Below are 23,088 nucleotides of genomic sequence, written 5' to 3' on the forward strand. Positions count from 1 at the left end.
TGAAGGTCGCATGACCACGTTCGCCGAAGACACGTCTGCCCAGCAGCCGACCGCCACCGGGTACCCGACCCCGGCCTGGCGCAAGGCCCACCGCCAGGGCAGCCGCCCCGACCTGCGGGTCCCCTACCGCGAGGTCCACCTCACCGACGGGAAGACCGTCCCGCTGTACGACACCTCCGGCCCGTACACCGATCCCGCCCAGCCCACCGACGTCCGGCGCGGCCTGGCCCCGCTGCGCGACCCCTGGATCCGCCAGCGCGGCGACGTCGAGGAGTACGAGGGCCGCGCGGCCCGGCCCGAGGACGACGGCATCCGGCACACCGCCCCGCGCGGCGGCGACCTGCGCACCCTGGACGCCGTCTTCCCCGGCCGCCCGCGCCGCCCGCTGCGCGCCCGCGACGGCGTCGCCGTCACCCAACTCGCTTACGCCAAGCGCGGGTTGATCACTCCCGAGATGGAGTTCGTCGCGCTCCGGGAGGGCCTGGAACCGGAGTTCGTCCGCGAGCAGGTGGCCCGCGGACGGGCCGTCATCCCGGTCAACGTGAACCACCCCGAGAGCGAACCGTCCATCATCGGCACCGACTTCCTGGTGAAGATCAACGCCAACATCGGCAACTCCGCCGTCACCTCCTCGATCGAGGAGGAGGTGGAGAAGATGACCTGGGCCACCCGCTGGGGCGCCGACACCGTCATGGACCTCTCCACCGGCCGCAACATCCACACCACCCGCGAGTGGATCCTGCGCAACTCCCCCGTCCCGATCGGCACCGTCCCGCTCTACCAGGCGCTGGAGAAGGTCGACGGCCGGGCCGAGGAACTCAGCTGGGAGGTCTACCGCGACACCGTGCTCGAACAGTGCGAGCAGGGCGTCGACTACATGACCGTGCACGCCGGCGTCCTGCTGCGGTACGTCCCGCTGACCGCCCGCCGCAAGACCGGCATCGTCTCGCGCGGCGGCTCGATCATGGCTGCCTGGTGCCTGGCGCACCACCAGGAGAACTTCCTCTACACGCACTTCGAGGAACTCTGCGACCTGCTGCGCGCCTACGACGTCACCTTCTCGCTCGGCGACGGCCTGCGCCCCGGCTCGATCGCCGACGCCAACGACGAGGCCCAGTTCGCCGAACTCACCACGCTGGGCGAACTCGGCCGGATCGCCCGCGCCAAGGACGTCCAGGTCATGATCGAGGGCCCCGGGCACGTCCCGATGCACAAGATCCGCGAGAACATGGACCTGCAGAAGGAGATCTGCGACGAGGCCCCGTTTTACACCCTCGGCCCGTTGACCACCGACGTCGCACCCGGCTACGACCACATCACCTCCGGCATCGGCGCCGCGATGATCGCCTGGTGGGGCACCGCGATGCTCTGCTACGTCACCCCCAAGGAACACCTCGGCCTGCCCGACCGCGACGACGTCAAGACCGGCGTCATCACCTACAAGATCGCCGCCCACGCCGCCGACCTCGCCAAGGGCCACCCCGGCGCCCAGGCCTGGGACGACGCCCTCTCCGACGCCCGCTTCGAGTTCCGCTGGGAGGACCAGTTCAACCTGGCCCTCGACCCGGAGACCGCCCGCGCCTTCCACGACGAGACCCTCCCCGCCGAACCGGCCAAGACCGCGCACTTCTGCTCCATGTGCGGTCCCAAGTTCTGTTCGATGAAGATCAGCAAAAGCATCAATGAGAAGTTCGGCAACGGCGCCGCCTCGCCCGAGTACGACGAGGCCGCTGTCGAGGGCATGAAGGCCATGTCCGAGGAGTTCAAGGCCCAGGGCAACAAGGTCTACCTGCCGATGGCGGACTGACCGCACCCGCCGAGCACTAGGGCCGGGAGCACCGTCCTGCTCCCGGCCCCGTCGGCGTGTGCAGGGCTGCTCTGGGAAGCAGGAGGGGGGTTCCCAGAGCAAGCACGGGCTTACTGATATGCATGCCGTCATGACCCAGCAGAACCAGGCAGCCCCGGACGTCGCCGGATGGGCGACCACCAGCCGCACCATCACCCACGACGTGCTGGCGGCCCTCGGCCTGCCCCAGGACCTCGTGCAGACCGAACCGGGCAGGGCGGTGCGCCTCGTCGGGGAACAACTCGCCGAGCGCGCGGCCGATCCCCAGTTGCAGACCGAGCAGGACCGGATCTTCAACTCCCAGGTGATCATGGGGTTCACCGCCGAGTTCCTGATCAGCGTGCACGGGGCCCGGTGGGACTGGATGATCGATGCATCGTCACCCTTGGGCGGCCGCTGGGTCGTCACGGACTTCGTTCACCCGATGGGCCAGGAGACGGCTCCGGTGGATGTTCCCGGACTCGCCCACGAGGCTGCGGCCAGCGGGGACCCGAGCCTTGTGGACGTGATCAATCGGGCAGAACGGCTCTCCATGATCCGGGTGTTCCGTTGATCAGCACCTGACCTTGGGCGATAAGTGGGGGACGTGCCATGCCAGAGAGACTTGTTGTCCTGCTTTCAGGCTGAAGCGGTCGTCGATGAAGATCTCCCACCAGATCCGCGACGAGCACGGCGGCGAGGCCGAACAGGCCGCGATCGCCGGAATGGCCGAGAAGTCCGCCGAGTTCGCCGCCCGCGGCAACAAGGTCTACCTGCCGATGGCCGACTGACGCACGCGACCGCAGCGCCGCCCGGGCCGGGAGCACCGTCCTGCTCCCGGCCCGGGCGGCAGCTGCCCCGGGACCTCGTGCAGACCGATCCGGGCAGGGCGGTGCGCCTCGTCGGGGAACAGCTCGACGAGCGGGCGGCCGATCCCGCTCTGCGGACCGAGCAGGACCGAATGTCCGACTCCCAGGTGATCATGGGGTTCACCGCCGAGTTCCTGATCAGCGTGCACGGGGCCCGGTGGGACTGGACGGTCGACGCATCGTCACCCTTGGGCGGCCGCTGGGTCGTCACGGACTTCGTTCACCCGATGGGCCGGCAGACGGCTCCGGTGGATGTTCCCGGACTCGCCCACGAGGCTGCGGCCGGCGGTGACCCGAGCCTGGCGGACGTGATCGACCGGGCAGAGCGGCTCTCCATGATCCGGGTGTTCCGTTGAGGCGACCGTCGGTCCCCGACCGGTCCGCAGGCCCTACCGGTTGTCGGCGGACGCGCCTTCCGGCGCGCGGCGGATCACTGCCGGGCCGTGCTCGACGGACCCGGCGGCCGGGCAGCCCTGTGCGCCGGCCGCGCTGCTGGAGGTGTCGTCCTACCGGCTGAGCCGGGTGTTCTCCCGGCAGCCGGGCGTCTCGCCGACCCGCTACCGCAACCGGGTGCGCGTCACCCGGGCCATGGACCGGATCGCCACGGGTGCACCCGGCCCCGCCGACCTGGCCGCCCGACTCGGCTTCGCGGACCAGGCCCACCTGACCCGCCGCACCGTCCGCGAACACGTGGGCCACACCCCGGCCGCGCTGCGCCGCCTGCTCACCCCCGACCCGCCCGCGCCCTGAGCCGGGTGGTCGGGCGGCGGGTGGCGGGCATCCCCCTGTCGTGGGCGTCGGAGGAGTGCTGAATACTGATCGCCGCGCCGCGGGGGTGATCATCCGATTCACGGAGCGGCGCCACATTCCGAGCCTGGGGGCCGTGGAGATGCCTGTTCGTCGCAGTACCGTCCTGGCCGCCGCACTCGCGGGCGCGGCCGTCGTCGGGGCCGCCCTGCCGGTCTCGGTCGCGCACGCCGAGGTCGGCGCGCTGTACGTCGACAACGCGTCCGGCGTCCGCTGTTCGGACGCCGGTGCGGGGACGCAGGCCCTGCCGTTCTGCACCGTGCAGGCCGCCGCCGATGTCGTGCAGCCCGGCCAGACCGTGCTGCTCGGCGGGACGGCCTACGACGAGCAGGTCGTCCTGACCCGCTCGGGGACCCCCGGGAACCCGATCGTGTTCGCGGGGTCGCCCGCGAGCGCCGGCCGGAGCGTCCGGGTCGGGGCGTCGCTGTCCGGGGCGTCCGGCCGGATCCGGCCGCACGCGTTCGTGGTCAACGGCGTGCACGACATCACCATCAGGAACCTCGACTTCAACACGGCGCAGGAAGCGGTCCTGGTCTCCGGTTCCGACCGCGTCACCATCGACGGGAACCTCTTCACCGGGGTGGGCGGCGGGGCCGGCCTCCCCGTCTCACCGGCGGTCCGACTGGCCGCCGGCACCACCGCCGCGACGGTCAGCCGCAACCGCTTCGACGGGGCCGGCACCTTCGGGGTGGCGGTCGACGCCGGGGTGGCCGGCACCGTCGTCACCACGAACATCGTCAACGGCAGCCACGCGGGCGGGATCTCGGTCACCGACGCGCCCGGCACCGTCGTCACCGGCAACACCGTCGCGGACCACTGCCGCAACGGCATCGAGCTCGACGGCGCCTCCTCCGGTGCGACCGTCGAGAACAACCTCGTCACGGCGGACCCGGCCACCATGAGCTGCGAGGCCGGCGTCCACCCGGTGGCCATCGCGGTCTCGGCGGGTTCGACCGCCGGTACCAAGGCCGACTACAACGTGGTCGTCACGGCCGGGTACCCGCCCTACCTGTGGGGCGGTACGGCCTACGGCAGCACGTTCACCGCCGCGACCGGGCAGGGGGCCCACGACGGCGGCACCGAGCCGTGCTTCGACTCCGTCTTCGTCCCGTTCGCCCCGACCTGTGACTGGGCCGTGGCCGACGCGGCCGACGCCCTGGCACCCGGCCGGCTGTCCACCGACGTCTACGGCCGGCCCCGGGTCGACGACCCGACCGTCCCCGACAAGGGCACCGGCGACGGCCACGACGACATCGGTGCGGTGGAGGTCCAGGACCCGTTCACCGTGCAGGTCGACGCCTACCTGACGGGCAATCCGAACCAGCCGCTGGAGATCGGCATCGGCATGACGTCCAGCTCGCCCTGGGCGCCCTCGCCGACCGGAACCCTGGACTTCGGTGACGGCAAGAGCATGTCGGGACCGCTGGACGGCTTCAGGTTCCCGCTCAGGCACGTCTACGACGCCCCCGGCAACTACATCGTCACCCTCACCGCGACCGACAGCCTGGGCCTCACCAAGAAGTCCACCTACGGCCTCGACGTCAAGGTCCCGCCGATGACCGCGAGCGTCGGGACGATCCCCTACGTCGCTCCGGGCCACCCGTACCAGATGATGGTCGGCGGGAGTGCCTCCAGCCTGTGGCCGGTCACCTCGTACCGACTGGACCTGGGGGACGGCACGCCGGTGTCGGTCGGACCCCAGAACCCGCGCCAGCTCCTGCACGACTACCCGGGGCGCGGCCTGTACACCGTCTCGTTGCAGGCCACCGACAGCCGGGGCCGCACGGCGACCGGCACCACGCAGGTGCAGCTCAACGGGGACCTGCCGGGCGACCTGCCGGTCGCGGGCAAGTGGGCCAAGGGCCGGCCGTCGACGGTAGGCATGTTCAACAGCGGCCAGTGGGTGCTGCGGGACAGCAACACCGCTGGCCCGGCCACGATGACGACGGTCTGGCTGGGGCAGGCCGGTGACCTGCCGACAGTCGCGGACTGGGACGGGGCGGGGCACGACCAGCTGGGGATCTACCGGCAGGGGGTGTTCGCGCTGCGGCACGAGAGCGGGAGCGTGACCTCGGTGCCGTTCGGTGCCCCCGGTGACGTTCCGGTGCCGGGGTACTGGGACCATAACGGGCACGCGCAGCTGGCGATCTACCGTCCGAGCATCAGCACCTTCGTCGTCCGGCACGACGACGGCAGCGTGTCGACCGCAGCACTCGGCAACCCCTGGGACGTCCCGCTGGTCGGTGACTGGGACGGCGTCGGCCACACCCAGATGGGCATCTACCGGCCCGGCGACAACACCTTCGCGCTGCGCCACGACAACGGCAGCCTCTCCGCCTCCTCCTACGGCGCGATCGGGGACCAGCCGGTCGTCGGCGACTGGCTCGGCAAGGGCCGGAGCAGCTACGGCATCTTCCGCCGGGGCATGACCACGTACGCACTCCGCAACGCCTACGCGGGTCAGCCGGACTCCGTCACGAAGCTCTACTGACACCTCCGGAGGGCGGGCGGTGCCCGCCCTCCGGAGGCCCCGTCGCACGGTTCGGGAAACCCCGAGGCGGGCGGGTGGGGCCTCGTGGATACTGTTCGACGCACCGAGCGGGTGATCGATTCACCAGGCCCTCCGCCCTTGGGGTGGCCGCCGCGCTCGGACTTCACCGTGGGGGGATCAGAACCTTGCCCATCCGTCGTCACGCGGGCCTCGCAGCCGCCGTCGTGAGCTCAGTCGTCGTCGGTGGCGTCGTTCCGGCAGTGGCCGCGCACGCCGACCCGAGCACGCTCTACGTCAACCAGAACTCGTCCGCGCACTGCTCGGACTCCGGGCCGGGCACCCAGGCCCAGCCCTTCTGCACCGTCCAGGCCGCAGCCGACGTGGCGCAGCCGGGCCAGACCGTCCGGATCACGGCTGGCTACTACCCCGAGCAGGTCACCCTGAAGCACTCGGGTGCCCCGGGCCAGCCGATCACCTTCGTCGGCGCCCTGAGGGGCACCAACCGGCTCACCAGCGTGGGGGTCAACGGCGACGCGACCGGCTCCCAGGACACCCCGCACGCTTTCGTGGCGTCCGGCGTCCACGACATCGCCATCCAGGACCTGCACTTCATGACAGCCCAGGAGGCCGTGCTCGCCACGGACTCCGACCGCATCGCGCTCGACGGCAACGTCTTCCTCTGGGCGGGGGCGAAGCCGACGCCCACCTCGACCGCCACCCCGGCGGTACGCCTCACCGGCCGGACCACCGGTACGACGATCAGCCGCAACGACTTCGGGGGCAGCGGCACCGCCGGTGTCGCCGTGGACGCCGGCGTGGCGGGCACCGTCATCACCACCAACGTGTTCACCGCGAACATGGCCGGAGCGGTCACCGTCACCGACGCCCCGGGAACGGTGGTGACCGGCAACTCGATCGCGGAGAACTGCGGGGGCGGCATCACGCTGGCCGGGAACTCCTCCGGCTCAACGGTCGAGAACAACATCATCGTCTCGAACACGCTGGCGTACTGCGCCGACTCGGACCACGAGGTGGACCTCTCGGTCTCGGCCGGGTCGACGTCCGGCACCAAGGCCGACTACAACGTGGTCCGCCCCGCGGAGGGCGGCACGGCCTACTCGTGGGGCGGCACCGGGTACGCCTCCCCGACGGCGTTCCGCGCGGCCACCGGCCAAGGGGCCCACGACCTGGCGGTCGACCCGAAGTTCGACCTGCTCGGATCGGCCGGGGAGAACCTCACCCCCACCGCCGACACGACCGCGATGGACTCGGCGGACGCGGACGCGCCCGGTCGGCTGGACACCGACCTCTACGGGAACCCGCGCGTCGACAACCCGAACGAGCCCAACACCGGCACCGGGTCCGGATACGTCGACCGCGGCGCGATCGAGTACCAGAGCCCCCTGAAGGTCTCGCTCTCGGCGAGCCCCGGCACCCAGGCGGGACACCCGCTGGACGCGAGCATCAGCGGTAGCATCTCGGCGCCCTGGGCTCCCGCCACCGCGACCCTGGAGTTCGGCGACGGCAGCAGCGTTCCGGTGAGCACGTCCTCGTTCCCGCTCGCGCACGCCTACGGCGGGCCCGGCACCTACACCCTCACGCTGACCGCGGTCGACAGCGGTGGCACCACCAGGCAGGCCACCACGACGGTGACCATCCAGCCGGTCGGCCCGCTCAAGGCCGACCTGTGGGTCTACCAGACCCCCGGTTCTCCGGCCCACGTGAGCGCCACGACGGGCAACTCGTCGAGCCCGTGGCCGGCGACCTACCGCTTCGACTTCGGCGACGGCACCCCCGCCGTCGTGAGCTCTGGCCCGAACGCCCCGGGCTCGGTCCCGCACGACTACGCGGCCCCCGGCCAGTACCCCGCCACCCTGACCCTGACCGACGACCACGGCCGCACGGCGACCGCGGACTCCAGGGTCCAGATCAACTTCGCCGTCCCCGGCGACGTGCCGATCGCGGGCAGGTGGGTGAGCGGGCGGGCCGCGGCCAACGGCATGTTCAACAAGGGATCCTGGGCACTCCGCAGCACCGGCATGGGCGGGGTGGCCGACGTCAGCAAGGTCGGGTTCGGCCAGGCCGGTGACCTGCCGGCGGTCGCGGACTGGGACGGGGTGGGGCACGACCAGCTGGGGATCTACCGGCAGGGGGTGTTCGCGCTGCGGCACGAGAGCGGGAACGCGACCGCGGTGTCGTTCGGCGCTGCGGGTGACGTTCCGGTGCCGGGGTACTGGGACCACAACGGGCACGCGCAGCTGGCGATCTACCGCCCGAGCACCCACACGTTCGCGGTGCGCCACGACGACGGCAGTGTGTCGACCGTGTCGCTCGGCGACTCGGGCGACATCCCGGTGGTCGGCGACTGGGACGGCGTCGGCCACACCCAGATGGGCGTCTTCCGCCAGAACTTCGGTGTCTTCGCGCTGCGCCACGACGACGGCAGCATCTCCACCGCCTCCTACGGCGTGAACGGCCTGCTCCCGATCGTCGGTGACTGGATGAACGCGGGCCGCGCGACCCACGGCGTGTACGTTCCCAGCAACGCCACGTTCTGGCTGACCAACGCCTACGTGGGCAAGCAGGACTACATCAACCAGCTCTACTGACCGCCGGGCTGCCGGCCGAGCAGCGAGCACGGGGGCGGGCCCGCGACCTCCTCCGGTCGCGGGCCCGCCCCCGTGCTGCGGGAGCGCGGCCCGGTCACGGTCGGCGGCACCCCGGCTTCCCGGTCCGGACCGCGTACGAGCGGGCGGCGGCCGGGGTCAGGGTGACGGGGTGACGGGGTGGAGGTCGGCGGGCAGGGCGGGGGTGGCGAGTTGGGCGGCGAGCCGCTTGGCCTCGTCGGCGTCGAAGGAGCCGGTGATGACGGCCCCGCCGCCGGTGATGGCCTGCTGGACGGCGGGGTGGGAGAGGACCGCGCCGTCCAGGACGACGGCGAGTTGGTTGGCGGGGGAGTCGAGGACGGCGATCCGGCCGGTGAGGTCGGCGAAGGCGGTCGTCCCGGCGGGGGTGAAGTTCAGCTGCACCTGCTGATGGACGGTGCGACCGTCACCGCGCTGCGCGAGGGCACCCCCGCGCCCGCCGCCGAGGCCCGGGCGATCGCCGCCGCCCTGCTGGCCGCCGCGCCGCCCGGGCCGCCGCCGGAAGATCCGTGCGCGGCACCCGCCCGTCCCGCCTGATCCGTGCACCGGGGCCGGGCCGGGCCGCCGCGGGGTGAGGATGCCGGGGAACCGTCCGCTCCCCGTCCACCCAGGAGGCGCACCCATGTCGGCCGACGTTCACCCCCCGCTCGACGAACTCCGCCGCGCCGCCGCCGCGCTGCAGCCCGGACTCGTCGAACTGCGGCGCGCCCTGCACCGCGACCCCGAGCTCGGGCTCCACCTCCCCCGCACCCGGGCCCGGATCCTCGCCGCCCTGGACGGCCTCCCGCTGGAGGTCACCCTCGGCGAGCGGCTCTCCTCGGTCACCGCCGTGCTGCGCGGCGCCCTCCCCGGCCCGGCCGTGCTGCTCCGCGCCGACCTCGACGGCCTGCCCGTGCAGGAGGACACCGGCCTGCCGTACGCCTCCGAGAACCCCGGCACGATGCACGCCTGCGGCCACGACCTGCACACCGCCGCGCTGGTCGGCGCGGCCCGGCTGCTCGCCGCCCGCCGCGAGCAGTTGGCGGGCAGCGTGGTGTTCATGTTCCAGCCCGGCGAGGAGGGCGGCGGCGGCGCGGCCCTGATGGTCGAGGACGGCGTCCTGGACGCGGCCGGCGAACGGGTCTCCGCCGCGTACGCCCTGCACGTCGGCGCCGCGCTGCTGCCGGCCGGCTACGTGGCCGGGCGGCCCGGGCCGATCATGGCGGCCTCCGACACCCTGCGGGTGGTGGTCCGCGGCCGCGGCGGCCACGGCTCCAGCCCGCACCTGGCCACCGATCCGGTGCCCGCCGCCTGCGAGGCCGTCCTCGCCCTGCAGACCATGGTCACCCGCCGCTTCGACGCCTTCGACCCGGTGGTGCTGACCGTCGGCACCTTCCACGCGGGCACCGCGGCGAACGTCATCCCCGACGAGGCGGTCTTCGAGGCGACCGTCCGCTCCTTCTCCCCCGCCGCCCGGGAACGGGTGCTCGCCGAGGCGGTCCGGGTGGTCCGCGGCGTCGGCGAGGCGCACGGCTGCCGGGTCGACGCGGTGGTCGAGCACGGCTACCCGGTGACGGTCAACGACCCCGCCGAGGCCGCCCACGCGGAGCGGACGGTCCGTCAACTGCTGGGCGAGGACCGCTACATCGAGATGCCGCGCCCGCTGGCCGGCTCCGAGGACTTCGGCGTGCTGGCCGAGCACGTCCCCGCCGCGTACGTCATGGTCGGCGCCTGCCCGCCGGACACCGACCCGTTCACCGCCCCGTACAACCACTCCGCCGGGGCCCGCTTCGACGACGGCGTCCTCGGCGACGCGGCGGCCCTGCTGGCGGCGCTGGCCCTCGGCAGGCTGGGCTGAGGCGCTCGGCAGGCTGGGCTGAGGCGCTCGGCCGGCTGGGCCGAGGCCCCGGGCGGGGCGCGGTCAGGGCTCGATCGGGACGTAGTCCGTCCGGCGGCCGTCCGGGGTGAGCAGGTGGCCGACCAGTTTGAGGGTGCGCAGCGTGACGTGGCGGTCGTGCACCCGGATCGCCGGGTGGTGCTGGGCGAGGTCCTGCTCGATCCGGCGCAGGTCGGGCAGTTGCGGGGCGACCAGGTAGAGGGCGAGGTTCGCCGGGCCGACGGTGACCGCGCACATCCGGGTCTGCGGGAGGGCGGTGAGGCGGCGGGCGGTGTCGGGCAGCGCGGCGGGCGGGACGTCGAGCCAGAGCATCGCGCCGACCGGGTGCCCGGTGACCCGGGGGGAGGCGTCGCAGCGCAGCACCGCCCGGCCGGAGTCGCGCAGTTCGGCGAGGCGGCGGCGGACGGTGGTGGCGGGCAGGCCGGTGCGGGCGGCGAGTGCGGCGTAGGGCATCCGGCCGTCCGCGCCGAGCGCCCGGATCAGCGCGAGGTCCTCCTCGACCCGGCGGTCGGCGACCGGGCGGGCCGTGCCGGGCGGGGGCGCGGCGATCGCGCGGCGCTGCTCGGCGTCCAGCGCCCCGTTGCTGAACCGGCTGCCCTCGGCCACGGTGCGCTCGACCAGCGTGGTGCGGGTGCGCAGCACGCCGGGGACGGTGCCGAGCCGGTCCAGCAGGTAGGCGGTGAGGGCGGCGTGGTCGTAGGCGGCGACGGTGAGCAGCAGGTCGGCGTCGCCGGTGACGAGTTCGATGCTGGCGGCCTGCGGGTGCCGGGCCAAGGCCGCGGCGACGCCGGTGACCCGGTCGGCGGGGCAGTCGACCTGGACCAGCGCGGTGAGGCCGCGGCCGATCCGGTCGGCGGAGGGGTAGCAGGTGACCCAGGCGTCGCCGTTCGCGGTGAGCCGGGCCCAGCGGCGGGACAGGGTGGCCGGGTCGACGCCCAGCGGGGCGGCCAGCCGGGACCAGGGGGCGCGCGGGTCGACCCGGAGGGCGTCGACGAGCGCCAGGTCGAGTTCGTCGATCATGGCTGATCCTTGCGCGGGGTCGGCCGCAGGAACGGATTCGTGCGTGGGCGGTGCGGTGGCCTCCAGGTTAGCCATCCTTGCCGCCACCCCCACCGCCCTCCGCACCCCCACGGAACCGCCGATGACCGTCGCCGCCGTCCCCTCGCCCACCCGTCCCGCGCTGTCCGCCGTCCCGCTGCTGGCGCTGGTGGAGTTCGCCAGCGGGGTGCTGCAGGGCGGGTTCCCGATCCTGCTGCCCCGGCTCGGCGAGCACCTGGACCTGCGGGCCTCCGACCTGAGCCTGGCGCTGGGCGTCGAGTTCCTGGTGTCGGGCGTCGCGGTGCCGCTGACCTCCCGGCTGGGCGACCTGTACGGGCACCGCCGGCTGCTGCGGGCCACCGTGCTGCTGACCCTGCTGGGCTTCGCGGTCACCGCGCTGGCCCCGGACCTGCCGGTGCTGCTGGCCGGGCGGGCGCTGTCCGGGTTCCTGGCGTGCTGGCTGCCGCTGGAGTTCGCCGTGCTGCGCGACCGCCTCGGCGAGGAGCGCGGCGGCCGGGCGGTCGGGCTGCTGGTCGGCGCGCTGACGGTGGGCTCCACGCTGGGCGCGCTCGCGGTCGGCGGCCTGGGCGCGGACCCGGCGGCCACCCGCCCGCTGCTGTGGGCGCTGGCCGTCCTGCCGGTGCTGGCGCTGCCGGTGGTGTGGTGGCTGGTCCCGGAGTCGGAGACCCGGGCGGCGGGTCGGACCGACTGGGCGGGCGCGGTCCTGCTCTCGCTGGGCCTGACCCTGCTGCTGTCCGGCCTGGGCGCGAGCGGGGTGCTGCCGGGCGCGGTGACGCTGCCGCTGCTGGCGGCGGGGGCGCTGCTGCTGGCGCTGTTCGTCCGGCAGGAACTGCGGGCGGCCGAGCCGATGGTGGACGTCCGGCTGCTGGCCCGCCGGGCCACCGCGCCGGTGTTCGGGCTGAGCTTCCTGCTGGGCTGCGCGCTGTACGGGGCGCAGGGGCCGACGCTGGCGTTCGAGGCGGCGAAGCCCGCGGAGACCGGCTACGGGCTGGGCGCGGTGCCGCTGGTGCTGGGGCTGCTGGTGCTGCCGCAGACAGCGGCGGCGACGCTGGGCGCGGTGACGGCGCACCGGCTGACCCGGCGCCACGACGTCCCGGCGGTGCTCGGGGCCGGGTTCGCGCTGTGCGCGGCGGGCTACGGGACGATCGCGCTCGGGCACGCGGCGGCCTGGCAGTTCGCCCTGGGCGGCGCGCTGGCCGGGTACGGGGCCGGGCTGGGGCTGAGCCTGCTGCCGGCCCTGCTGATGCGGCGGCTGCCCGCCGACCAGACCGGCATCGGGACGGGCGTCTACAACACCCTGAAGTCGCTGGCGGGCGCGGCGGCGGGCGTGGTCGCGGCCGCCGTGCTGGACCACCTGCTGCTGCGGCCCGACGTCCCCTCCGCCACCGCGTACACCCTGGTCTGGACGGGCTGCGCGGTGCTGTGCGCGCTGGGCGTGCCGGTGGCGCTGGCCCTGCGGCCGCGCCGCTGAGCGGCCCGGACCGTCCTGCTGCCGGCGGGCCTCGGCGGTACGTCAACTGCCCCGGCGGTAACGGGTGGACGCTGTGCGGTCGGCTGCGGCGCGGCGGTGACGGACCGGGCGCGGGTGCGGGAGGTCCGCCCGGCGTGGTTCCCGTGCCGCCCCCTGGCGGGGCCCGCGGCCGGCCGCTCCGGCGCCGGCCCGCTCCGCCCTGGCGGCCGTCGCTGCCTCCGGGGCGGAACGTGTGTCGGCCCCGGGGGTCAGACCTCGTTGGGGCCGGTGAAGCCCGGGCCCTCGGGGCGGGGGTGGCCGTGGTCGTCGGTGAGGCCCTCGGGGCCGGGGCTGGTGAAGTCGGGGGAGGAGTAGCCGGGGCCGGTGAACTCGGCCGGGCGGGGGTGGCCCTGGCTGTCGGTCAGGCCCTCGGCGCCGGGGCTGCTGAAGCCGGGGGAGGAGTACGCGGCGCGGCTGTAGCCGGGGCTGTGCAGGTCGGGCGGGGCGGTGCGGGCGGCCGGCAGCGGGGCGATCGCGGGGGCGGCGGCCAGGTTGGCGTGCAGCCAGGGCAGCAGGGCGCGTTCGCGCAGCGCGGTGCGCCAGGCGGTGCGGGCCTCGGCGAGGTCGGCGTGCTGCTGCGGGTCGGCGTGGCCGGGGGTGGTGGCGGCGTCGCGCAGCGCGGTGAGGACGAGTCCGGCGCCGCCGACCAGCAGGGCGCCGGCGGCGACGGCCAGCGCCAGCACGCCGGCGGTGACGGTGGAGCGGCCGAGCGCGAGGTCGGGCGCGGCGGCCCGCAGCAGCCAGCCGAGCAGCAGCAGGACGAGTCCGGCGGCGCCGGCCAGGACGGGGGTGAGCACGGTGAGGACGGGGAACAGCCCGGCCCCGGCGGGCGGGGTGCTGCCCGGGTGCTCGGCGAGCGCGGTGCGCAGCGCCAGGTAGTGCGCGTACTCGGGGGCGGCCGGTGCGGCCACGGTGTCGGCGTCGGCGAGCGCCTTGGTGTGGAGCTGTTCGGCGGTGAGGTGGGCGCCGGGTTCGGCGAGGGCCTGTCGGACGCCGGTGTCGCGCAGTGCTTCGTCGAGCAGGCGTGCGAAGTCGGCGCGGTCCTCGGCGAGCAGGCGCGGGGGGTTGCTCATGGGTGCCCCGTTCCGCGAGGTCGACGGAGGGTCTGTGGCCTCGATGGTAGGGGCGGCCGGGAGCGGGCCGACAGTCTCTTTCCGGAACTTCCGGACGCTCAGTTCCCTTGCGCTGCGGTGCAGTTGCCGTTCAGTGCGGGGGTGTTCCGGCGGGGGTCAGTTCAGTGGCAGCCGGGCGACCAGCAGGCGGCCGTCCATGGTCACGCCGCCGTCCATGGCGATGGCCAGCTCGTCGGCGTAGATGTACGGGCCGGGGACGTGCGGCGGGGTGCCGTCCTCGGGCTGGTCGCCGGTGAGGTACGGGATCGGGCTGTGGCCGTGGACGACCCGGTAGCCGCCGTACACGGCGAGCAGTTCCTGGGCGGCCATGGTGCCGGCCTGGCCGCGGAAGGCGAAGCGCTTGGTGAACTTGCGGAAGGCGTCCCACCACTCGTCGATGCCCTCGTCGGCGAGCAGGGCGTGCACGGCGTCGTTGACGTCGGCGATGGTCTCGCCGTACTCGAGGTACGCGGTGGTGTCGGAGTGCAGCAGCAGGTGGCCGTCCTCCAGGGCCATCGCGGGCAGCCGGGACAGCCAGCTGATGTGGTGCGGCTGCAGGCGCTCCAGGTCGTGCTGCTGGCCGCCGTTGAGGCGCCAGGCGGCGAGGAAGGAGGCGGTGCCGGCGGTGGACTGGACGGCCTCGTCGCCGTAGCGGGAGGCGCCGAGGAAGAGCAGTTCGTGGTTGCCCATCAGGGCGCGGCAGTAGCCGCCGGCCGCGGCGGCCTCGGCGGCGAGCTGCATGACCAGGTCGATCACGCCGATGCCGTCGGGGCCGCGGTCGGTGAAGTCGCCGAGGAACCAGACCCGGGAGCGGCCGGCCGACCAGTGGCCTTCGGTGTCGATCAGGCCCTGCTGGTGGAGGGCGGCGAGCAGTTCGTCGAGGTAGCCGTGCACGTCGCCGATGACGAACAGCGGGCCGGGGCCCTCGCCGGGCTCGGGCTGCGGGTACGGGAAGTGCACCTCGACCGGCTGGGTCTCGATCGGCGGGCCGAGCTCGATGGTCGGCGGGTCCTCGTGCGGGGCCTGCCCGGTGGGCGCGTAGTGCCCGGGGGCGGGGGCCGCCTCGGTGCCGAACTGGCCTGCGGGGGCCCAGTGCTGCTCCAGGTAGCGGGCGCCGCCGAAGGTGCTGTGGGTCTCCTCGTACGGGTAGCCGACGGGTGCGGCCGGTTCGAAGTAGGAGCCTTGCGGGAGCACGTCGAGGTCCTGGCGGGGGCGGGGGCCCGAGTGCGGGTGCTCGGGTTCGCGGAAGAGGTCCTCGGGTGTCATTCGCCCATCATAGGAAGCGCAGTCTCCCGTCGTCCTCACCTGGTCGGTATCCGATTTCCGCCGCACCGCCCGGCCCGCCCCGCGCGGGCCGCCGCACCGCCCGGTCTGCACCGTTTCGCGGTGGTCTCGACCAGTGGCGGGCGGGGCGGGTCGGCGACGGGCCGGCCGGGCGGTGCGGCTACACCTCGCCGGGCGGCCGGGGCGGGCTGACGGTGGTGCGCGGGCTGCGGCGCTGCGAGGAGGCCCGGACGATCAGCTCGGTGGGCATCAGGGTGCCGGGCGGCGGGCCGGTGCCGGCCGTGCGGTAGCGCGGCGGGAAGAGCCGGCCGGGGGCGGTGCCGGTGCCGGCGTCGACCCCCTCGATCGCGTCGATCAGCAGGTTGACCACGGTGGTGCCGATCCGACGGGGCTTCAGCGACAGCGTGGTGATGGGGGGTTCGGTGTTGGCGTACACGTCGGACTCGCTGCAGCACACCAGCAGCAGGTCGTCCGGTACCCGCAGCCCGTACCGGCGGGCGGCGGCCAGCAGGTCGGTGCCGTTCGGGTCGAACAGGCCGTAGACCGCGTCCGGGCGGTCCGGGCGGGCCAGCAGCCGGTCGGCGGCCACCGCCCCGGCGGCCGGGTCGTGCGCCGGGTACGCCTCGTAGACCGGCTCCTGGCCGACCCGGTCGCACCAGGCCAGGTACGCCTCGGTGGAGAGCCGGGTGTAGGTGTCGGTGGAGGTGCCGGTGAGCAGGCCGATCCGGCGGGCGCCGGCCTCGCTCAGGTGCTCCAGGATGCCCAGCACGGCGGCCTCGTGGTCGTTGTCGACCCAGGCGGTGACCGGGCAGTTGCCCGGTTTCCCATCGGAGACCACCGGCACCCCGGACCGGTACAGCTCGGTGACCAGCGGGTCCTGGTCGGGCGGGTCGATCACCACCGTGCCGTCGAGCGCGATGTTGCTCCACACGTCGTGCCGGGAGGAGGCGGGCAGGACCACCAGGGCGTAGCCGCGGCCCAGCGCGGCACTGGTGGCGGCCCGGGCCATCTCGGCGAAGTAGGCGAACTCGGTGAAGGTGAACGGCTCTTCGCCGTACGTGGTGACGGTCAGTCCGATCAGGCCGGACCGCCCGGTGCGCAGGGTGCGGGCGGCCGCGGACGGCCGGTAGCCGAGGCGCTCGGCGACCTCGCGGACCCGGCTGCGGGTCTCGTCGGGGAGTCGGCCCTTGCCGTTCAGGGCGTCCGAGACGGTGGTGATGGACACGCCGGCGGCCGCCGCGACGTCCCGGATGCCGGCCCGCTCCAGGCGCCGGGACGCGGTGGCCCGTCGACCGTTCTGGTTGGCTGCTGCTGTCATGGCGGACCGATCGTATGGCGCACGGCGGCGGTCCGTGACCGGTTCGCTACAGGACGTCGGAGATACGTTTCTCCATGAACGGCTCCGGCGGCCCCCCTTCGAACCCCGCGGTTTTCCGGCCCCGATACCTCTGACATGTGCCAAAGGAACCCGGCAGAATGGCCGAACTGCACCCGTAACCCGGACGAGCATCTCACCCGCACGGGTGAGGGCGGTCGGTATCGTTCACGGCACCCGACCGGGGGCGGAACGGCGCCACCGCCGAGTAACGAGAAACGGAGAACCCCGTGGTTCAGCGCGAACACGGCCCCCGCCTGCGGCCCAGCCTGGACGGCATCCCCAGCTACAAGCCGGGCAAGCCCGCCGGAGCCGACGCCTTCAAGCTCTCCTCCAACGAGAACCCCTACCCGCCGCTGCCCGGCGTGCTGGAAGCCGCGATCGCCGCCGCGGGCGCCTTCAACCGCTACCCCGACATGGCGGTCAGCGGCCTGACCGCCGAACTCGCCGCCCGCTTCGGCGTCCCCGCCGAGCACGTCGCCACCGGCACCGGCTCGGTCGGCGTCGCCCAGTCCCTGGTGCTCTCCGCGGCCAGCCCCGGCGAGGAGGTGATCTTCGCCTGGCGCTCCTTCGAGGCGTACCCGATCATCACCCAGGTCGCCGGCGCCACCCCCGTGCCCGTCCCGCTGACCGCCGACGAGGCCCACGACCTCGACGCGATGCTCGCCGCGATCACCGACCGCACCCGGCTGATCTTCGTCTGCAACCCCAACAACCCGACCGGCGCGGCCCTCCACCGCGAGGAACTGGTCCGCTTCCTGGACGCCGTCCCCGCGCACGTCCTGGTCGTGCTGGACGAGGCCTACCGCGAGTTCATCCGCGACGCCGACGTCCCCGACGGCATCGAGCTCTACCGCGACCGCCCCAACGTCTGCGTGCTGCGCACCTTCTCCAAGGCGTACGGCCTGGCCGGCCTGCGGGTCGGCTTCGCGATCGCCCACGAGCCGGTCGCCGACGCGCTGCGCAAGACCGCCGTCCCGTTCGGCGTCAGCCAGCTCGCCCAGGACGCCGCGGTCGCCTCGCTGCGCGCCGAGACGGCCCTGCTGGAGCGGGTCGAGGCCCTGGTCGCCGAACGCACCCGGGTCACCGCCGCCCTGCGCGCCCAGGGCTGGACGGTCGTCGACTCCGAGGCCAACTTCGTCTGGCTGCGCCTGGGCGAGCGCACCCTGGACTTCGCCGCCGCCTGCGCCGAGGCCGGCGTGGTGGTCCGCCCGTTCGCCGGCGAGGGCGTCCGGGTCTCGATCGGCGAGGTCAAGGGCAACGACCTGTTCCTGGCGGCGGCCGAGGCGTTCCGCAAGGAGCTCTGAGCCGGTACCGGGTACCAACTCCGGGGGCGCGCAACACGGTTGTGCGCCCCCGGTTTCGTCCCTTACCCGCTCGGCTCCGGTTATCCTCCGGGACGTGCAGCTCAGGTATGCGTTCCGCCTGTATCCGACGGGGGCGCAACGGGCCGCGCTGGCAAGGGCCTTCGGTTGTGCTCGGGTGGTGTTCAACGACGGGCTCCGGGCCCGGGAGGACGCACGTGCCGCCGGAGCGCCGGTGCCGAGCGCGGCGGAGTTGTCCAGGCGGCTCACGGAAGCCAAGCGGACGCCCGAACGCGCCTGGCTCCGGGAGGTCTCCGCAGTGGTCCTCCAGCAGGCGCTACGAGACCTGGACGCTGCCTACCGGGCGTTTTTCGCCGGGCTCGCCGCGGGCGGGCCGCGCTTCGGGGCCCCGCGCCTGAGGCGCCGCCGCGACAGCCGGCAGTCCATCCGGTTCACCAACAACGCGGGATGGGCGATCACGGACGGCGGGCGGTTGCGGCTGCCGAAGGTCGGCGATCTGAAGGTGAAGTGGTCCCGTCGGCTCCCCTCTGCTCCTTCCTCCGTGACGGTCGTCCAGGACGCGGCCGGACGCTGCTTCGCCTCCTTCGTGGTGGAGGTGGAGCCGGGACGGTCGGAACGGACGGACTCGGCGGTGGGGGTCGATCTCGGCCTGCACCACTTCGCGGTGCTGTCCGACGGAACCGCGATCAGTGCTCCGCGCTTCCTTCGGCGTGCGGAGAAACGACTGCGCCGGGCCCAGCGGGCGCTGGCCAGGAAGCAGCCCGGGTCGAGGAACCGGGAGAAGGCCCGCGGACGCGTGGCCCGTGAGCACGTGCGCGTCGCGGACAGGCGACGGGACTTCCACCATCAGGTGTCGACCGCGCTGATCCGTGAGAACCAAACGGTCGCGGTCGAGGACCTCGCGGTGGGAGCGCTGGCCCGGACGTGGCTCGCGAAGTCGGTGTATGACGCGGGCTGGTCGGCGTTCGTGCGGATGCTGGAGTACAAGGCCCGCAAGTTCGGTCGGACCCTGGTGCGGATCGACCGCTTCGCGCCGACATCCCAGGTCTGTTCGGCGTGCGGGGTGCGGGACGGCCGCAAACCGCTCCGGGTCCGTGCCTGGACGTGCCCGGCCTGCGGGGTCCACCACGACCGGGACGTGAATGCGGCCCGGAACATCGCGACGGCGGCCGGGCTGGCCGTGTCGGCCTGTGGAGCACCGACGAGACGGGCGTTCGGCCCGCATGGTGCGGCGAAGCAGGAACCCACCGAGGCGGTCGCCCGACCGCGGCAGGGAACCCGGGGAGGTTCGACCACCCCGGGTGGGGGTCAATACAAGTACGAGGGCAAGTCGCCCACGGCGCGCGGTGCCGGTCGCGGGCCCGCGTGAAGCCGTGACGGGACTTTGCTGGGAGGTTTCTGGGAGCAGGGTCAAGGGCTGGTGGTCGGCCGGTAGGGGGTCGGTCCGGGGGCGGTCGGTGCGCGGGGATTTGTCCGGATCGCTGGTCCCAGTGGGCGTTCAGGATCCGCACAGAGCGGAGCAAGAGCGCCCGGCGATGCTTCTGCGCCATGAAGGTGCTTCCGCGACGGCGTGGGGCCGTCCTCGTCAACTCCGCGCTCGGCGTGGCCCTGCTCGGCGGGGCCGCGCTGGCGTACACCACCCTGGACAGCGGCACCAGCAAGGCCGCCACCGGTTCCAAGGTCAGGACCGCCACGGTCGCCAAGGGGACGGTCCAGGCCACCGTGTCCGGATCGGGCACGCTGTTCTCGCCGTCCGACGCCGCGCAGGACTTCACCACCGGCGGCCGGCTCACCGCGGTGAAGGTCGCGGTCGGCGACGCGGTGAAGAAGGGCCAGGTGCTCGCCACCGTCGACACCGCCGCCGCCCAGCAGCAGGTCGACCAGGCGCAGTCCGCGCTCAACACGGCCGAGGCCAACCTGACCAAGGCCGAGGCGGGCGAGACGGTCACCACCACGGTGCCCGGCACGGCCGGCTCCGGCTCCTCGAACTCCGGCCGCAGCGGCAGCGGCAGCGGCAGCGGCGCGGGCGCCCAGAGCACCCCGCAGCCGACCACCACGACCACCGTCAAGATCGACCAGGCGCAGGTGGCCTCCGCCCAGCAGCAGGTCGACAACGCCGAGGCGACGCTCGCCAACGCCAAGGACGCGCTGGCCGGCACCACGCTCACCGCCACCACCGACGGCACCGTCGCCTCGATCACCGGCAAGGTCGGCGAGAGCGTCTCCGGCACCGGCTCCGCCGGCTCGTCCTCCTCCGCCGGCGGCTCCTCCGGCTCGTCCGGCGCCAAGTCCGGTACCAGCAGCGGAAGTTCGAGCAGCACCCCGACCGGCTTCATCGTGCTGACCAACCCGGCCGGGATGGAGGTCACCGCGAACTTCTCCGAGCTGGACTCGCTCAAGCTGAAGAAGGGCCAGGCGGCCACCGTCACGCTGAACGCGCAGTCCGACACCAAGTTGGACGCCACCGTGCTGTCGGTCTCCTCGCTGCCCTCCAGCTCCACCAACGGCGCCGTGCAGTACGGCGCGACGCTGCAGATCGGCGGCGACACCTCCGCCCTGCGCACCGGCCTGAGCGCCACCATCTCGGTGACCACCGGCTCCGCCGAGAACGCCCTGTCGGTGCCCACCGCGGCCCTCCAGGGCACCGGCAGCACCCGCACCGCCACCGTGGTGCACGACGACGGCTCCACCGAACGGGTGCAGGTCGCCGTCGGCATCGAGGGCGACAGCACCGTGCAGGTCACCGACGGCCTGACCGAGGGCGAGAAGGTCGAGCTGACCTCCACCACCGCGGGCACCGGCAACGGCTTCCCGTCCGGCCAGTTCCCCGGCCTGAACGGCGGCGCCGGCGGCTTCGGCGGCGGCACGGGCGGCTTCGGCGGCGGGACCGGCGGCTCCCGCAGCGGCGGCGGCGGAGGCACCCGCTGATGCGCACCGCCAAGCCCCCGGTGATCCAGATCCGCAAGGTCACCAAGTCGTACGGCCACGGCGACGCCGTCGTGCACGCCCTGCGCGGGCCGGTGACCGGCGGCGGCGAGCCGCTCGGCGTCGACCTGGACATCGCGGAGGGCGACTACGTCGCGGTGATGGGCTCCTCCGGCTCCGGCAAGTCGACCCTGATGAACATCCTGGGCTGCCTGGACGTGCCCAGCTCCGGCCGCTACCTGCTGGACGGCACCGACGTCGGCCACCTGGACGAGGGCCAGCTCGCGCTGGTCCGCAACCGCAAGATCGGCTTCGTGTTCCAGTCCTTCAACCTGGTGCCCCGCACCACCGCGCTGGCCCAGGTCGAACTGCCGCTCGCCTACGCGGGCGTGCGGGCCGCCGAGCGGCGCCGCCGGGCGCTGGCCGCGCTCAGCCTGGTCGGCCTGGCCGACCGGGCCGGGCACAAGCCCAACCAGCTCTCCGGCGGCCAGCAGCAGCGCGTCGCGGTGGCCCGGGCGCTGGTCACCGCGCCCGCGATGCTGCTCGCCGACGAGCCCACCGGCAACCTCGACAGCCGCTCCACCGAGGAGGTGCTGGGCATCATCGACGGACTCAACGCGCGCGGCCGCACCGTGGTGGTGATCACCCACGAGGACGAGGTCGCGCTGCACGCCAAGCGGGTCGTCCGGCTGGTCGACGGCGCGGTCGTCTCCGACGTCCGGCAGGCCCCGGCCGACGGGCCGCCGCCCGCCCTGGCCGCCGCCGCGGGGGTGGTCGCGTGATCGCCTGGCAGATGCTCCGCTTCGCGGTCGGCGGCCTAGCCGCCAACAAGGTCCGCTCCGCGCTGACCATGCTCGGCGTGCTGATCGGCGTGGCCTCGGTGATCCTGCTGCTCGCGGTCGGCAACGGCTCCTCGGTGGCGGTCAAGGAGTCGATCACCTCGCTCGGCACCAACTCGCTGACCGTCTCCTCCTCCGCCTCGCGCGGCTCGGCCACCGCCGCCAAGAAACTCACCGTCGAGGACGCCAAGGCGCTCGCCTCGGCCACCGACGCCCCGGCCGTCAAGTCGGTCGCCCCGGTGGTCACCACCAGCGGCACCGCGCTGTACGGGAACATCTCGTACCAGCCCGGGCAGATCGTCGGCACCTACCCCGCCTACTTCGAGACCGCCAACCTGAAGGTCGACAAGGGCGACTACTTCTCCGCCGACGACGTGCTGAACTCCCGCAAGGTCGCGGTGCTCGGCGCGACCACCGCCAAGGAACTGTTCGCCGCCGAGGACCCGGTCGGCAAGAGGATCACCATCGGCGGCACCCCGTTCACCGTGACCGGCGTGCTGAAGACCAAGGGCTCCACCGGCTTCAACGACCCCGACGACGTGGTGATCGCCCCGCTGCCGACCGTGCAGAACGCGTTCACCGGCTTCGGCTCGGTCAACCAGATCCTGGTGCAGGCGTCCTCCGCCGAGGCCACCACCGAGGCGCAGGCCGACATCACCCGGATCCTGATGGGCACCCACGCCCTCAAGGACGCCACCAAGGTCGACTTCCGGATCAGCAACCAGACCTCGCTGCTGACCGCCCGCGAGTCCACCACCAAGACCTTCACCGTCCTACTCGGCGCGGTCGCCGCGATCTCGCTGCTGGTCGGCGGCATCGGCATCACCAACATCATGCTGGTCACCGTCACCGAGCGGACCAGGGAGATCGGCATCCGCAAGGCGCTCGGCGCGCCCCGCGCCGTCATCCTCGGCCAGTTCCTCGCCGAGTCCACCCTGCTGTCGGTGGTCGGCGCCGGGCTCGGCGTGCTGGCCGGCATCGTCGGCTCGCACTTCTCGGTGGTCGGCATCAAGCCGGTGGTCATCCCCGAGTCGGTGCTCGGCGCGTTCGCCATCGCCGTCGCCATCGGCCTGTTCTTCGGCAGCTACCCCGCCAACCGGGCCGCCTCGCTGCGCCCGATCGACGCCCTCCGGCACGAGTAGAAGG

19 protein-coding genes and 1 pseudogene are annotated in these 23,088 nt (G+C 73.7%); 15 read left to right on the forward strand and 5 right to left on the reverse strand.

From position 1 onward, the window contains the following. Positions 1 to 10 precede the first annotated feature (10 nt). The 7 genes from thiC to OU787_RS16610 all read left to right on the forward strand — a co-directional run bounded on the left by thiC (position 11) and on the right by OU787_RS16610 (position 8,601). Positions 11 to 1,807, forward strand: coding sequence for a phosphomethylpyrimidine synthase ThiC (gene thiC / locus OU787_RS16580; RefSeq protein WP_268659801.1), 1,797 nt, complete (start codon positions 11 to 13; stop codon positions 1,805 to 1,807). Positions 1,808 to 1,937: 130 nt separating this feature from the next. Beyond that, entirely contained in the window at positions 1,938 to 2,399 is a 462-nt protein-coding gene (locus tag OU787_RS16585) for a hypothetical protein (RefSeq protein ID WP_268659802.1), read from the forward strand. Between the two features lie 85 nt (positions 2,400 to 2,484). Beyond that, positions 2,485 to 2,616 (forward strand): hypothetical protein, encoded by a 132-nt coding sequence (locus OU787_RS16590; RefSeq protein ID WP_268661981.1) that lies wholly within the window; start codon positions 2,485 to 2,487, stop codon positions 2,614 to 2,616. A 77-nt stretch (positions 2,617 to 2,693) separates the two neighbouring features. Continuing rightward, positions 2,694 to 3,050, forward strand: coding sequence for a hypothetical protein (locus OU787_RS16595; protein ID WP_268659803.1), 357 nt, complete (start codon positions 2,694 to 2,696; stop codon positions 3,048 to 3,050). Between the two features lie 40 nt (positions 3,051 to 3,090). Next, entirely contained in the window at positions 3,091 to 3,444 is a 354-nt protein-coding gene (locus tag OU787_RS16600) for a helix-turn-helix domain-containing protein (protein WP_268659804.1), read from the forward strand. 139 nt (positions 3,445 to 3,583) lie between these two features. Further along, positions 3,584 to 5,992 (forward strand): PKD domain-containing protein, encoded by a 2,409-nt coding sequence (locus OU787_RS16605; protein WP_268659805.1) that lies wholly within the window; start codon positions 3,584 to 3,586, stop codon positions 5,990 to 5,992. A gap of 260 nt (positions 5,993 to 6,252) precedes the next feature. After that, a complete protein-coding gene (locus OU787_RS16610) occupies positions 6,253 to 8,601 on the forward strand; it encodes a PKD domain-containing protein (RefSeq protein WP_268659806.1) in 2,349 nt (782 codons plus the stop codon). 156 nt (positions 8,602 to 8,757) lie between these two features. Here OU787_RS16610 and OU787_RS16615 read toward each other — a convergent pair whose 3' ends face one another. Continuing rightward, the gene (locus tag OU787_RS16615) at positions 8,758 to 9,021 is read right to left on the reverse strand and encodes a SecDF P1 head subdomain-containing protein (RefSeq protein WP_268659807.1); all 264 of its coding nucleotides are present in this window, start codon (positions 9,019 to 9,021) and stop codon (positions 8,758 to 8,760) included. 6 nt (positions 9,022 to 9,027) lie between these two features. Between OU787_RS16615 and OU787_RS16620 the strand changes: the two genes are divergently transcribed. Together OU787_RS16620 and OU787_RS16625 are read left to right on the forward strand one after the other, a co-directional pair. Next, a complete protein-coding gene (locus tag OU787_RS16620) occupies positions 9,028 to 9,174 on the forward strand; it encodes a hypothetical protein (RefSeq protein ID WP_268659808.1) in 147 nt (48 codons plus the stop codon). A gap of 85 nt (positions 9,175 to 9,259) precedes the next feature. Further along, a complete protein-coding gene (locus tag OU787_RS16625) occupies positions 9,260 to 10,474 on the forward strand; it encodes a M20 metallopeptidase family protein (protein WP_268659809.1) in 1,215 nt (404 codons plus the stop codon). A 63-nt stretch (positions 10,475 to 10,537) separates the two neighbouring features. Here the strand turns inward: OU787_RS16625 and OU787_RS16630 are convergent, their stop codons facing one another. Continuing rightward, on the reverse strand, positions 10,538 to 11,533 hold the full coding sequence (locus OU787_RS16630; protein ID WP_030459558.1) for an Lrp/AsnC family transcriptional regulator: 996 nt from the start codon (positions 11,531 to 11,533) through the stop codon (positions 10,538 to 10,540). Between the two features lie 121 nt (positions 11,534 to 11,654). Between OU787_RS16630 and OU787_RS16635 the strand changes: the two genes are divergently transcribed. Beyond that, positions 11,655 to 13,043, forward strand: coding sequence for an MFS transporter (locus OU787_RS16635; protein ID WP_268659810.1), 1,389 nt, complete (start codon positions 11,655 to 11,657; stop codon positions 13,041 to 13,043). Between the two features lie 248 nt (positions 13,044 to 13,291). Here the strand turns inward: OU787_RS16635 and OU787_RS16640 are convergent, their stop codons facing one another. The 3 genes from OU787_RS16640 to OU787_RS16650 all read right to left on the reverse strand — a co-directional run bounded on the left by OU787_RS16640 (position 13,292) and on the right by OU787_RS16650 (position 16,796). Further along, positions 13,292 to 14,155 (reverse strand): hypothetical protein, encoded by an 864-nt coding sequence (locus OU787_RS16640; protein WP_268659811.1) that lies wholly within the window; start codon positions 14,153 to 14,155, stop codon positions 13,292 to 13,294. Between the two features lie 156 nt (positions 14,156 to 14,311). Continuing rightward, positions 14,312 to 15,460: a metallophosphoesterase gene (locus tag OU787_RS16645; protein WP_268659812.1), complete on the reverse strand. Its 1,149-nt coding sequence runs from the start codon at positions 15,458 to 15,460 to the stop codon at positions 14,312 to 14,314. A gap of 178 nt (positions 15,461 to 15,638) precedes the next feature. After that, complete coding sequence (locus OU787_RS16650; RefSeq protein ID WP_030459554.1) at positions 15,639 to 16,796, reverse strand: LacI family DNA-binding transcriptional regulator; 1,158 nt, start codon at positions 16,794 to 16,796, stop codon at positions 15,639 to 15,641. A 287-nt stretch (positions 16,797 to 17,083) separates the two neighbouring features. On the opposite strand from OU787_RS16650, the gene hisC reads away from it, so the two are divergent. From hisC to OU787_RS16675, 5 genes and pseudogenes are all read left to right on the forward strand, one after another. Further along, positions 17,084 to 18,160: a histidinol-phosphate transaminase gene (gene hisC, locus OU787_RS16655; protein WP_268659813.1), complete on the forward strand. Its 1,077-nt coding sequence runs from the start codon at positions 17,084 to 17,086 to the stop codon at positions 18,158 to 18,160. 94 nt (positions 18,161 to 18,254) lie between these two features. Beyond that, a pseudogene (locus OU787_RS16660) lies at positions 18,255 to 19,555 on the forward strand (RNA-guided endonuclease InsQ/TnpB family protein). Between the two features lie 171 nt (positions 19,556 to 19,726). Next, positions 19,727 to 21,106, forward strand: coding sequence for an efflux RND transporter periplasmic adaptor subunit (locus OU787_RS16665; protein ID WP_268659814.1), 1,380 nt, complete (start codon positions 19,727 to 19,729; stop codon positions 21,104 to 21,106). Then, positions 21,106 to 21,885 (forward strand): ABC transporter ATP-binding protein, encoded by a 780-nt coding sequence (locus OU787_RS16670; protein ID WP_268659815.1) that lies wholly within the window; start codon positions 21,106 to 21,108, stop codon positions 21,883 to 21,885. Before OU787_RS16665 ends, OU787_RS16670 begins: the two co-directional genes overlap by 1 nt. Then, positions 21,882 to 23,084: an ABC transporter permease gene (locus OU787_RS16675; RefSeq protein ID WP_107066519.1), complete on the forward strand. Its 1,203-nt coding sequence runs from the start codon at positions 21,882 to 21,884 to the stop codon at positions 23,082 to 23,084. Before OU787_RS16670 ends, OU787_RS16675 begins: the two co-directional genes overlap by 4 nt. Positions 23,085 to 23,088 lie beyond the last annotated feature (4 nt).

The organism is Kitasatospora sp. YST-16 (genome assembly GCF_026802215.1).
In the GTDB taxonomy this organism is placed as follows: domain Bacteria; phylum Actinomycetota; class Actinomycetes; order Streptomycetales; family Streptomycetaceae; genus Kitasatospora; species Kitasatospora cineracea.